The organism is Bacillus sp. GS3m_15504 (assembly GCF_055825275.1).
This window is the reverse complement of record NZ_JBVVNL010000001.1, coordinates 1,874,981-1,888,636: the sequence shown is the minus strand read 5'-3', so window position 1 is coordinate 1,888,636 and position 13,656 is coordinate 1,874,981. Positions and strand designations below refer to the sequence as shown.

The following is a 13,656-nucleotide window of genomic DNA, read 5'->3' as shown; positions in this document are numbered from 1 at the left end:
CCAAACTCGAATAAAACCTTTGTTTTTAATTATATTAAAGTTACATACACGTTTTAAAGAGGATTCATTTTGAAAAAACATTTATAATTGGAGCATTATGTTTATCAATTGAAATAATACAATAACTTGTATGCATTTCGCATTATAAATAGTAAACTAAAACGCTCAGAAAATATTCTGAGCGTTTTTATTTCTTTCTCCAACTAAAGCACCAGTTAGTGTAAAAAGCTATTTCACCATTTGTATTGTTAACTTATCTTTTAACATTGATCTATATGAGCCAATTTCATATTTTGTATTATTGATTTTTTCTTTTTTCATTTTTAACATATCGAATATTTCTAACTCTAAATTCCTTCTAGCTTCAAGAACTTTTATCGCTCCTTCTACTCCTGAATGGTTATGTTCTTTCCCATAGCCCTGATTCGTGTAATAATCGACAATTCCTGTGGACCATTCTGGATTTCTTTCTTTTAATGCCTTCCTAAATGAAAATTCAAGATCATCTTGTTCTACATAGAATAACATTGGATTTAGATTCTCTATGATTTTTGCAACTTTCATTACATAATTTATTATTTTTTCTTTTTGTTCACCGTATTTAATCATCCCAATCGTTAATGGATTTTGTATGAAACAACATTCAAAAATATAAACCTTATCATCTTCTAGAGCAATTTCAGCAAAGTCCTGCCATTTGTCAGCAATTAATTCAACATTTTTATCGAATGATAATTCATATATATCGTTTCTTGAAATATCGTTAAATAATTCGTCCGAAAACTGGTCACCAAACTCATTTTTTATCTTTCTGTATGGTAATAAATAATTGCTTCCTTTTTTTAGAACTCTTTTAAGAAGCACTTCTTTAAAATCTCCACTGTTAGATACTAATCTATCGAACTCAAATTTATTAAAACAAGATACACCATCATAGTCGGCTGGGTGGTTCAAATTTCCCTCTAAAAATAGTTCAACTTCAATTTTATTTTGGCTTAAAATTTCATTTATTAGCTGTGCAGTGGTCGATTTTCCAAATCCAGGTAAACCTTCTACTATTATTAGTTTTGTATTCATAGTTATAAATCCCTTCCTTCAAAATATTTAACCAAGATTAAAAAAATTACTTACTCCACTGCAATCACTCCTTCAAAATACAATATTCAACATTTCCTTTGAAAAACCCTTCTTAAAGTAACCTGACCGTTCGTTTAAGAACATTTTTTCATAATTTCCATCATTATTTTAACATAAATTTTCCATTTACCTTTTAAAAAAGATAGTACACCATTATTTGAGTGAACTATATAAAAAAAGGATGCTAAATCATATGTGATTTAGCATTCCTAATTTGTATGTTATTTTATAATTTATCTCCTATAACTGAACCAGTTACTTTTAAAAAAGGCTTCTTTTATTTTCTTACACTTAATTTCTTTGCATAATCCTTCATTTTACTCGTTAAACCTATTAAAGCAGGTAACAATATTGGCATCACAATGATAGCTAATAGGAACAACGCAACGCCAACTACGGATGCTACTTGTATAAGCGTTAATACACCTGAAGGGATTAATGCAGCAAATGTACCACCTAAAATAAGTGCCGCTGATAATACAACTCCTCCAATATGACGAGAAGCAGTTACAATTTTCGTCGCTGGGTCCCCTTCTAACTCATTGTATCTCATCATTACAAAAATACTATAATCCACTCCTAAAGCGACAATCATTATGAAGCTAAAGAATGGAACATTCCAGCTTAGTGAATCTACGTTTAGTAAGTGTGTACTAATTTGTTCACTTATACCAAGTGATGCAAAACAAGCTAATATTAAAGATCCAATAATAAAGATTGTGTTTAATAATGAGCGTGTAATCACAATTAATACAATCGCAATTCCAATTAACATAATTGTAGCTGTACGTAAGAAGTCTTGCCCTGTTACTTCTTTTAAATCAACGTTTCTAGCTGTTGTTCCTCCAATTGCTTTTTTTGCATTATTTAATTCTGTCCCCTTCAAAGTACCATCTATCGTTTTATTGATTTCTTGAATAATTGGCATCGCTTCTTTTGAATACGGATTTACGTCTAAAATGATTGTCATTTTAGCAGTCTTTCTATCATGTGACATGTACGTATTCAAAGCTTTTTGGAAATCTTCTCCCTCCAAAACTTCTTTTGGAATATAAAATTTCTCAGAGCTTTTTGATTCATTTAGTTCTCCTAAATATTTCTGAGCATCCCCTAAGCCATTACTTACCTTTTCAAGGCCTTCTGTACTTTTAGATAGTCCTGATTGTAATTGTCCCATCTGTTCTTGCAAGTCTTTCAGTCCTGTTAATACCTGTCCTTGCCCATCGTTTATTTTCGTTAATCCGGTTTGTAACTCAGATGACTTGTTCGCAATTTGTTTTGAACCTGAAGCACCTTCATTTAATCCATTTTTAAGATCAGCTGCTCCTTTTTGTAACTTAGTAACTCCATTGCTCATTTCTTTTAAGCCGTTATCCACTTTCAATAACGATTGATTCGCTTCTTTAAATGATCCCATCGCCACATTATGCTGCGTTGCTAATTGATTTAATTCATTTGACAGCCCACCTAATTGCTTTTGAGCCTCTTTAGCAATTCCTATCGTCTGCAGAATGTTAGGATCATTTGCTAATTCTGGTTTCGTTTGAATGAAATTGGTCATTAACATTTCAATTTGTTCATAACCTTTCTTCGCACCGTCAATCGCTTGAGAAATACTTCCGAAGTATTGATCGTAAGAACTTAAACCTTTCTCTAACTGTGTATAGCCAGCATGAAGTTGTGAAGTTGCATTAGATAATACACTTATATTTTCATTTACTGAAGTTAACCCACTCTCAATTTGCTGCGCACCTTTTGCTCCGTCATTTATGCCATTTGATAGTTGATTTAAAGCTGTTCCTAATGCCGACACACCATTTTTCGCTTCATTTGTTCCATCAATTAACTTTTGAACGTTTGCAAGACTATTTGAATCCTTACTACCCATTTTATCTTTCGCAGTAGTTAATCCATCATTAATTTCTTTTATACCACCATTGGCATCTCCTAAACCTGTATTTAGTTCACCCGCTTGTTTATTTATATACAGTTCTTTAATTCTTTCACCAGTTGGACGTGTCGGTGCATATACTTCTGAAACACCTTTCACTTTCAAAATCTTTTCAGTTAGTTCATCTAAAGTTTGAAGCGAACTCGCCTCATCTAACTTATTATTCGATTGAATGACTAACGTACTTGGTGAAGAAAAACCAGGTGGAAAATGTTCTTCTATTACGCTAATCCCCATTTTCGACTCATATTTATTGTCTACTTCAAATAAATCGTTGTAATTAAGTGTATTAGAATACTTTAATACGAAAGGAATCGATATCACGAATACAATAATTAAAGCGACAAACGGTCTTGCAACTGAATTTTTCGCAAAGAATCCCCATAGGCGACTATCTTCATGACCTTTAAATGTTTTAACTGGATAAAACATCCCTTTTCCTAGAAGCACCATGAAAAATGGATTTAACGTAGTTAATACGAGTAATAATACTGCGACACCAATTGCTACCGCTGAAGTAGATTGATATAATTTAAAGCTCGCTAAAGCAAGAGATGCAAAACCAATTAGTACTGCTATCCCGCTATATAAAACAGTTTTCCCTGCCGATTTAAATGTTTCTTTCGTAGCCAAAAATGCGTTTTCTTGTTTACTTAATTCTTCTTTAAATCTCGTAAATAATAAAATGTTATAGTCTGTTCCAACTCCAAACAGGACAACAACTACAAACACTTGTGTAAAGTTAGAAAACGGAAAATCAAATTGATCTACAAGATGAGCAATAATCCCCATTGAAACTAAATATGATACCCCAACAGTAAGAAGAGAAACAATGGGAACAATCGGTGAACGAAATACAATGATTAATATAACTAGAATGAAAATGATTGAAATAACTTCAGTCTTTTTCACTCCCTCTTGAGAAGATGTAAGAAAATCACCCGCGATTAAGTCACTTCCTGTTAAGTACGTTTTTACCCCTTTCGTTTTCACTTTATTATGAAGATTATTTGAAACTTTCGATATTTCACCTTGTTTTTTATCTATCGATATTTGCGTTAAAATAGTCGTATTATCTTTAGAAACTAATTGTTTCTCTAAGTCTTTATTATCTAAATGTGAAACAACTTCTTTAATTCCTAATTGTTCTTTTTCATTTTGCAAAGCGTTGATTGTTTTTGTTATTTCCTCTTTTTGTTCAGTCGTTAAAGCTGTTTTACTACCACTATTAAAAACTGCTATAATGTCATACTTTTCTGTCCCGTCTTTATTCATTTCTTTTATCATTTTGTCAGCAATACTACTTTGTTCTGTATTAGGAATCGTAATGTGCCCTTTTTCTTTCACTAATTTATCCATATTAGGCATCGTTACGATCATTGTAATAGTAATAACTATCCATAATAGAAAAGATAAACTTCTCCAATTTTTCAGCTTGCTCATTTGGATCATCTCCCGCGATTAAAATTTTATATTAGTTACGGAATGAATATTCATTCCTATTATTTTGAAAACACCTTTTCGGAATGAACGTTCATTCCTCTCGTTCTATTAATTTACTTTTTAGCTCTATTAAACTATGGATTTTGGAATGAATATTCATTCCTTTAATTGTACAGATTGATCATCTCCTACTTTTCTTTTTCACACCCTCATCGGAATGAATGTTCATTCCTGTCCTTATAACGCTATAGAATCAAATGATTCTAATAGCATTCCAACAGCTTTCTTCCAGTTCTTTTACCAATTCTTCTGTATATTCTAATTGGCCTGTTTCCATTACTTTAATTAATTTTTCAATCGGTTGATATACAATGATAATTAACGCAATTGGTGGTAATGGACGGAGAAAACCTTTTTCGATTCCATCCTCAATCAAGTCCATAAAGAAACCCATAAAATCCTCGAATATTTCATTACTATGTTCATCGAGAAAATAACTATCACAGTGAGAATTCGTAAAAAGAAAAGCATCTGCATTTTGTCTTGCAAATTCAAATAAACGGTTGTATGTATGGCTAAACTGTTCACGAATATTTGCGTTGACTGGAAAGTCGGTTTTTATTAACTCTGATAGCTGTAAAACACTTTTCGTAAATAAAGAATTAACAAGTGCTTCTTTATTTTCAAAATAACGATAAATGGTACCAGCACCTACTTTTGCTTTTTCAGCAATCATCGGAATTGTTGTACCATCATAACCTCGTTCTGCAAAAAGTTGTATTGCCGCATCAAAAATGTCTTCTTGTTTATTTTTAGCCATTTTTTCACCTCAATTTCAGGAATGAAAATTCATTCCGTTTTTAATTATAAATTACATCGGTTAAAAGTCAAGTGTGTGACAAGTATCATTGCGTTTTTAATCCCTTGTTTTGTGAAAAAATTTATATCAGCGATTTTCAGGATATATCGGCGCATCTCTAATTATATCAGCGATTTTCAAAATATATCGACTTACCGACAAAAACTGACAACATTTGAAGAAGCTATTCCAAATGAAATTTTAGAATAGCCCGATTTCAAATATGCAGATTAAAAGAAATCATAAATAAACGGCTTACGCACTGGTACTACATTCTCAAACGCTCGTATTTCCTCTTCGCTTCCGCTAATTAATTCAAGTTCATTTAGTTCTAATGGGCGTCTGTATCCAAACAATATTGTAGATAGTGCATTTATATCTAGTTTGATTCCTTTATCTATTGGTTCTTCTATAATTGTTATTTCATGATTTGCTATTCTCACTGTTATGTTATTCCACTGAGCAAATGAATCTGTAATATGTAAGATCACTTCTTGCTGTACATTGTTCCAGTTTAACTCATATTGTTTTAAGAATTGCTCTACATCTACAATTCTTCCCATAAAATATGGTTTTATTTCTGTCTTCACACGTGGCTCTTGCAATGTATATAACAACGGTTCATTTTCACTTACTGTCATTTCAAGATCTTTAATCATAGAATCATGCTGGCAAATAAAGTTCCATAGACCATTTCGTGCTTCATTATGCAGTGGTACGAATTCTTCTACAGTCATTTTATAGTTTTCTATTTTATATAACATATAGCCAGCTGCAGTTTGATTTTCATCGTAATAAATTGCTAATGTTAAATCATCATAAACTGCTTGTAACCACCATTTTTCATTGCGAACTAGCATACCAGAAAAACGTTCTGCAAATGTTTCATAAAGCTTCTCGACCTCTTCCGGGTGACTTTCTTTATTGAAACGTTTCACAGTACCATTCACTTGTTTTTTCATAACTAAATCACTCTTTGTCATATGACATACGAGAAGATTCGCACAAAGTTCCCAGCCGTATTTACGGTAAAATGAAACGGCAAATGGATGTAGCATCGATACTGTATATCCGTCTTTTTTCATCGTTTGAAGTGAATGTTGAAGCAATTCTTTCACATAACCGCTTCTTCTATACTCTGGATATGTTGCTACCCCTGCAACGCCACCCATTTTAAATTTTTCTTTGCCTATGTATATATGGAATGGAATAAGGTGTAGTTTTGCCGCTAAGTTCTCCCCTTCCATAATACCGTATACTTCATGACTTTCTTTCATTTTTGTAATTTGTTGCTGCAATCGATCTTCATCAACTTTATATTGAAAAGCGTATTCTGATAAACGTAATGCTTCTCTAAATTTATCTTCCTTTAATCGTATAACGTTCATATATTTCTCCTCCATTCCTTATTCGAATTGTACCATAATTCGAAATATTAAAGTGCGGCGAATGAAATTATATGGACTTAACGACACGAATTCAATATAAAAAAGCAGATACATCTTGTATCTGCTTCTCATTACTTTATCCCGCTTTAACGGGCAGTAAGACCCCCACCTCAAAATTCAGCGAAAGCAAAGAAGTTAGGTAGGGGATCAACTGCCCGTAAAAGTCCGATTGGTGAGGGCTGATAATCAGTGGGGGATGAAGGACCCCCACTGATTAAAGTTTCACTTTATTTAGCCAACTTTTGAAGTTCTTCGAAGAACGTAGGATATGATACGCCTACTGCTTCTGCATCTTCAATTATTGTTTTTCCTTCTGCGATACATCCAGCAATCGCAAGCATCATTCCGATGCGGTGATCACCGTAACTATTAACTGTATTACCTTTTAGAGCTGATTTTCCGTAAATGATCATTCCGTCATCGGTTGCTTCTATACGAGCTCCTAGTTTCGTTAACTCTGCAACAACTGTATCAATACGGTTTGTTTCTTTTACTTTTAATTCGTGTGCATCTTTAATAACTGTAATTCCTTCCGCTTGCGTTGCCGCTAATGCAATTACAGGAATTTCATCGATTAATCTAGGGATAATATCTCCACCGATTTCGATTCCTTTTAATGAAGATGTTTCAATTGTAATATTTGCAGCTGGTTCTGATGCTCCTTCGTTAATTGGCTCTACAGTGAACGTAGCACCCATCTTCTCTAAAACATCAATAATACCTGTACGAGTTGGATTCATCCCTACATTTTCTAATACTAGTTTACTATTTGGAATAATCGCGCCCGCTACTAAGAAAAATGCAGCTGATGATACGTCACCGGGCACTTGAACGTCTGTCGCTGTTAACTTTTGTCCACCTGCTAGTTTCACTGTTTTCCCTTCGCGAGTTACTTTGACGCCAAATGCTTCAAGCATTCTTTCCGTATGATCGCGAGAAATATGTGGTTCTGTAACAGCTGTTACACCTTCTGCACGAAGTCCTGCAAGTAAAATAGCTGATTTCACTTGTGCGCTTGCTACCGGGGAAGTGTATTCAATTGCTTTTAAATCTCCACCACGTATTGTTAGCGGTGTAAACGTTCCTTCTTCGCGGCCATCAATGTTTGCACCCATTTGTTTTAATGGATTTGTTACACGTTTCATCGGTCTTTTTGCAATAGACGCATCACCTTGTACGCAAGAGAAAAATGGTGTATTTGCCAAAATTCCTGACATTAAACGTATAGTTGTACCAGAATTACCAACATCTAATACAGCTTTCGGTTCTTGTAAACCTTCTAATCCTTTACCAACTACAGTGACTTCATCACCGTTTTGCACAATGTCTACTCCCATTTCTTTAAAACAAGAAATCGTACTTAAACAGTCTGCACCAGGCAAGAATCCTTTAATTGTTGTTGTTCCTTCTGCAATTGCGCCGAACATGACAGCGCGGTGAGAAATCGATTTATCTCCTGGAATTGTAATGTTGCCATTTAATCCGTTATTAACAGGTTGTATTGTTCTTTCCTTCACGTTTTCACCTTCTCATTTAAATTGTTTCATAAGTTTGGTATTTTTCTTCTCCAAGCGCTAGCTTTGCTTTCATACGATCTTCTTCTCGCTGGAAGCTAATACGTAATACCCCAAGCAACCCTTCACGCGCTTCTAATATTTGCAAGTTCGTAATACTAATTTCTTCGCGCGCTAAAATACTCGTAATGTGAGCCAGTGCCCCTACTTTATCTAAAACATCGACGTATAAGTCGTGATAGGCAGGAATTGCTCCTCTCTTTCGTACTGGTAAAGAGTCTCGGTATTCTTTCGCGTCTGCAAAATAGTTTTGAATCTCGCCTGCATCTCCGCTAGAAACTGTATCATATAAATCTTCCATTTCAGAGATCCACTCTTTTAATAATACCATTAAATGCTCACGATTTTGCTTAACAATATCACTCCACATTTTCGGACTACTAGATGCAATACGTGTAATATCTTTAAAACCTCCAGCAGCTAGCTGATGAATGAGTGGATTATCTCCTGCATGTTTCTCTACTTGCTTCACTAAACCTGCTGCGATAAGGTGCGGGAAATGACTAACGATCCCTGTTACATAATCATGTTCTTCTGTATTTAAAACAAGGAAATGTGACCCTGTTCCTTTTAACCAATCTTTTAACTCTTCCACATGTTCATTTGGCACATGATGCATCGGTGTTAAAATGTAAAATGCATTTTCAAATAAATGCGCTTTTGCACTTTCAACTCCCGTTTTATGAGAACCTGCCATTGGATGTCCACCAATGAAAGAAATTTCCTTTGAAAATAAAGCTTCCGCTTCGTTCATAATAGACCCTTTTGTACTACCAACATCAGTCACTATAACATCTTCTCGTAAATGGAATGACGCAAGTTTGTGTAATAGCTTTTTCGTTTCTTCAACTGGAGAAGCAAAAACAATTAAATGTGCCTCTTCACATGCATGCTGTAAATCAACTGCTATTTCATCTACTACGTGTAATTCTTTTGCGCGCTCTACTTGTTCTTGAAATATATCATAACCTGTTATCGTTACATCGTGGTCCTTCTTAATTGCTAATGCGAGAGAACCTCCGATTAAGCCCGTTCCAATTAAAACTACCTTTTTACGCATTTGCCTCATCTCGAGACTTTCTTTTTTTATTTTCAAAGTGTTGTTGTAACACTGAAATCACTCCTTCATTTTGCTCCCTTGTTCCGACTGTGATGCGGACACCATTCGGGAACGGACGAATAATAAACCCTGCGTGTGCGCAAGCTTCATAAATCTCTCCACCATTTTCTACTGGCAAGAAGATGAAATTTGTTTGTGACTGATAAAATGGAATTTCATTTTCCTTACAGAAACTTTCGTATTGTCGTAAACCTTCTGTATTCACACGAACTATTTCTTCAATAAACTCGTCATCACCAAAAGCAATCGTCGCTGCTTTTTGCGCTAATGAAGATACGTTAAATGGCAAACGAACGACATTTAATTTTTCGATTAATTCTTCATGTCCAACCGCATATCCAACGCGGAAAGAAGCTAATCCGTACGCTTTAGAAAATGTTCTAAGCACAAGAATATTTTTATGTTTTTCTAAAAGCGGTAATGTCTCTGGGAAATCTTTTGCTGTTACGTATTCATAGTACGCTTCATCAATGACAATTAACGTATTTTCACTAATACCTTCAATGAATTGAGTCAATTTTCGGTCATTCACATATGTGCCTGTTGGATTGTTCGGGTTACAAATCCATACAATTTTTGTATCGTTATCTACTACTGAAGAAATTTCGTCTAAGTCGTATACACCGTTATTTAACGCAACTTCCTTCACTTCGCAACCTTCTATAATTGCATGATGACGATACTGCGGGAATGTTGCCCCAGCCGTTACGATGTTATCTCCTGCTTTAAGTACTGCTCTGCTTATCATTTGAATGACTTCATCTAAACCACTACCGCAAAGTACTTGTTCCATTTTCACATGTAACTTATTTGCAATTGTTTGACGGAGCGTTGTAGCACCTCCGTCAGGGTATAAAGCATGGTCCACCCACGATTTTTGCAACTCATCTAAAACACGTGGCGAACAGCCGAATGGATTTTCATTCGATGCTAATTTAACAAACGAATGATCTCCGTACACTTCTTTCATTTGTTCAGGTGATTTACCTGGTTTATATGGTTGTAATGATGATAGTTGATCTTTTACTTGCATGTTAAAACCACCTTTTTATTAAAATTCTTTTGCGTATTTATTATGTTGCGTAATGTTTTGTTGAATTAACTCCATACGATCTTTTCCGAATTGTTCGACTAGTGCATGTGCAAGTTCCCATGCTACAACAGATTCAGCTACTACACCTGCTGCTGGTACTGCACAGCTATCAGATCTTTCAATACTCGCTTGGAATGCTTCTTTCGTATCAATATCAACACTTGCTAACGGTTTGTATAATGTAGGTATTGGTTTCATTACGCCTCTTACGACAATTGGCATTCCCGTTGTCATACCGCCTTCTAAACCGCCGGCATTATTCGTTTTTCTCGTGTATCCGTGTTCTTCATCCCATAAAATTTCATCATGCACTTTACTTCCTGGCTGTCTTGCCGCTTCAAAACCAACGCCAATTTCAGCACCTTTAAATGCATTAATACTCATAATCGCACCAGCAAGTTTTGCATCTAATTTACGATCGTAATGAACGTAACTACCGACGCCAATTGGCATACCTTCTGCAATGACTTCAACTATACCACCGATTGAATCTCCACTACTTTTTGCGTTATCAATCGCATCCATCATCTCTTGTTCTACTGTTTTATCTAAACATCGAACTGGTGAATTTTCAGTAATTGTTTGAATTTCTTCAATTGACAAGTTTGAAATATGTTTTGCTTTTACTCCACCAATTTCAAGTACATGCCCTGCTATTTCCACGCCTAATTCTTTTAAAATTTGTTTCGCAACTGCACCAGCAGCTACACGAACTGTCGTTTCTCTTGCAGATGAGCGCTCTAGTACGTTTCTTATATCACGGTGACCGTATTTAATTGCCCCGTTTAAATCCGCATGTCCTGGACGTGGTTTCGTAATTGTACGTTTCATTTCTTTACTTTCTTTTTCCGAAATTGGCTCTGCACCCATTACTTTCGTCCAATGTTTGAAATCATCATTTTTTACGATTAACGTAATGGGTGAGCCAAGTGTCATCCCATGACGAACACCACTTACAATTTCAACTGTATCTGTTTCAATTTGCATACGTCTTCCGCGTCCGTGCCCTTTTTGTCTTCTTAATAATTCTTTATTAATATGTTCCGCCGTCAGCGTTAAACCTGCTGGTACACCTTCTAAAATAACTGTTAACTGCGGTCCATGTGATTCTCCAGCTGTAATGTATCTCATTTCTCTTGCCCCTTTACTATTTTTTTGTACAAAAAAGTCCCTACTGAGCGCTCAGTAGGGACGATATTTATCGCGGTACCACCCTAGTTGTAGACTAAATACCTGTCTACCTCTCTTCTTCTTTAACGATCATTTGACCGTCTTTCCCTCCAAAAGTTGGCGGAAAAGATGCTCCAAGGCTGTAATTCATGCTTATCTTTGTACTGATTCACACCTACCATCAGCTCTCTTTAACAGTGAGATAAGCACTACTGTTTCCTCTTCAGCGCATATATAATATGGAATTAAGATAATTTATTTTTGAAACCTTTTAACTCTTCCATGAATCTATGGAATTCCGGAATATCCATTTGTTGTGCAGAATCTGATAATGCAACTGCTGGGTCTGGATGTACTTCAGCCATTACTGCATCTGCACCAATTGCAAGAGCCGCTTTCGCTGTTGGTAATAATAAATCTCTACGTCCAGTTGAATGCGTTACGTCAACAACAACTGGTAAATGTGTTTCTTTCTTTAAGATCGGTACTGCTGAAATGTCTAATGTGTTACGTGTTGCTCTTTCGTATGTGCGAATACCGCGCTCACATAGAATAATTTGGTCATTACCTTGTGCAATGATGTATTCCGCTGCATTAATGAACTCATCAATTGTTGCTGCTAATCCACGTTTTAATAATACTGGCTTGTTAACTTTACCTACAGCTCGTAGTAAATCGAAGTTTTGCATGTTACGTGCACCAACTTGAATTACATCAACGTAGTCTAATGCCATTTCAACATCGTTTGGATTTAAAATCTCACTAATGATCGCTAAGTCGAACTCATCTGCTACTTGACGTAAAATTTGTAGCCCTTCTACTCCTAAACCTTGGAAATCGTATGGAGATGTTCTCGGTTTGAAAGCACCACCGCGCATTAATTTTAAGCCTTGGTCTTTCATCGCTTGCCCTACTTGGCGAACTTGCTCTAAGCTTTCTACCGCGCAAGGTCCCATGATGAACGTTTGTGTGCCGTTACCAATCAATTCACCTTTTACATCAACGATTGTGTTTTCTTGTTTCTTTTTACGTGATACTAGTAATGCTTTACGGTTATCATCTTCTTGTAATTCTAAGCTAGCTTTGAAGATTGTTTTGAAAATATGTTGAACTGTTGATGTTTCGAATGGTCCTTCGTTATTCTCTGCAATCATATCAAGCACTTCACGCTCACGTACTGGATCAAAACGTTTTGTACCTTGTACTTGCTTTTGTTCCCCAATTTTTTGAACGATTTCACCGCGTTTGTTTAAAAGGTGTAATAGTTGTAAGTTAATTTCATCTACCTGTTTACGTAATTGATCTAATTCATGATTTGCCATTTGGAAATCCTCCTCTAATGTTTTAAAAGTATAGTAAGAGAATGAAAAATTCTCTATTTTCTGAACTGGTCAATTATACAAATTTAAAGTGGAATCGATACCTCTTCTTATTTTAAACTAATAATTCGTACAAAGACACTCTCTACTAGTTAAAAACCCACTTTTTTTGTACAAAAAATCCCTACTGATGCAATCAGTAGGGACGATATTTATCGCGGTACCACCCTAGTTGTAGACTTCTTTCGTCTACCTCTCTTCATTGTTAACGATCATCTGACCGTCTTTCCCTTCATAAAGATAAATACTATCTTTACTACGAAAAAGATGCTCTAGGACTGTAATTCGCTCTTGTTTTTGTACTGGTTCACACCGACCACCAGCTCTCTGTTACAGGGAAACAACAACTACTGCTTTTCCTTTCAACGCATGCATATTTAATTTTCAAGTTGGGCCACTAAAATACAAAAAGTCCCTACTGAATAAATCAGTAGGGACGATATTTATCGCGGTACCACCCTAGTTGTAGACTAAATTTCTGT

The 13,656-nt window shown here is 35.3% G+C and carries 9 protein-coding genes and 3 other annotated features (1 of these 12 running past the window's edge); all 9 genes read right to left on the bottom strand.

Annotation, left to right across the window (positions count from 1 at the left end):
- Nucleotides 1-228 precede the first annotated feature (228 nt).
- Nucleotides 229-1,077, bottom strand: coding sequence for a hypothetical protein (locus tag AC0L0O_RS09810; protein ID WP_473785744.1), 849 nt, complete (start codon nucleotides 1,075-1,077; stop codon nucleotides 229-231).
- Between the two features lie 337 nt (nucleotides 1,078-1,414).
- Entirely contained in the window at nucleotides 1,415-4,531 is a 3,117-nt protein-coding gene (locus tag AC0L0O_RS09805; RefSeq protein ID WP_473785743.1) for an MMPL family transporter, read from the bottom strand.
- A gap of 253 nt (nucleotides 4,532-4,784) precedes the next feature.
- Entirely contained in the window at nucleotides 4,785-5,351 is a 567-nt protein-coding gene (locus AC0L0O_RS09800) for a TetR family transcriptional regulator (protein ID WP_001107293.1), read from the bottom strand.
- Between the two features lie 269 nt (nucleotides 5,352-5,620).
- Nucleotides 5,621-6,778 carry a GNAT family N-acetyltransferase gene (locus AC0L0O_RS09795; protein ID WP_131369292.1) on the bottom strand — a complete coding sequence of 386 codons (1,158 nt, stop codon included), beginning with the start codon at nucleotides 6,776-6,778 and terminating at the stop codon, nucleotides 5,621-5,623.
- A gap of 287 nt (nucleotides 6,779-7,065) precedes the next feature.
- Complete coding sequence (gene aroA, locus AC0L0O_RS09790) at nucleotides 7,066-8,355, bottom strand: 3-phosphoshikimate 1-carboxyvinyltransferase (protein ID WP_000664621.1); 1,290 nt, start codon at nucleotides 8,353-8,355, stop codon at nucleotides 7,066-7,068.
- A gap of 16 nt (nucleotides 8,356-8,371) precedes the next feature.
- A complete protein-coding gene (tyrA, locus tag AC0L0O_RS09785; protein WP_001228119.1) occupies nucleotides 8,372-9,472 on the bottom strand; it encodes a prephenate dehydrogenase in 1,101 nt (366 codons plus the stop codon).
- Complete coding sequence (gene hisC, locus AC0L0O_RS09780; RefSeq protein ID WP_001197259.1) at nucleotides 9,465-10,565, bottom strand: histidinol-phosphate transaminase; 1,101 nt, start codon at nucleotides 10,563-10,565, stop codon at nucleotides 9,465-9,467. The genes tyrA and hisC overlap by 8 nt, the downstream gene beginning before the upstream one ends.
- An 18-nt stretch (nucleotides 10,566-10,583) precedes the next feature.
- Entirely contained in the window at nucleotides 10,584-11,756 is a 1,173-nt protein-coding gene (gene aroC, locus AC0L0O_RS09775) for a chorismate synthase (protein WP_001269434.1), read from the bottom strand.
- A gap of 53 nt (nucleotides 11,757-11,809) precedes the next feature.
- Nucleotides 11,810-12,031: a binding site (T-box leader), on the bottom strand.
- A gap of 9 nt (nucleotides 12,032-12,040) precedes the next feature.
- The gene (locus tag AC0L0O_RS09770) at nucleotides 12,041-13,117 is read right to left on the bottom strand and encodes a bifunctional 3-deoxy-7-phosphoheptulonate synthase/chorismate mutase (RefSeq protein WP_001273582.1); all 1,077 of its coding nucleotides are present in this window, start codon (nucleotides 13,115-13,117) and stop codon (nucleotides 12,041-12,043) included.
- Nucleotides 13,118-13,312: 195 nt separating this feature from the next.
- Nucleotides 13,313-13,549, bottom strand: a binding site (T-box leader).
- Nucleotides 13,550-13,603: 54 nt separating this feature from the next.
- Nucleotides 13,604-13,656, bottom strand: a binding site (T-box leader); it runs 184 nt beyond the window's last position.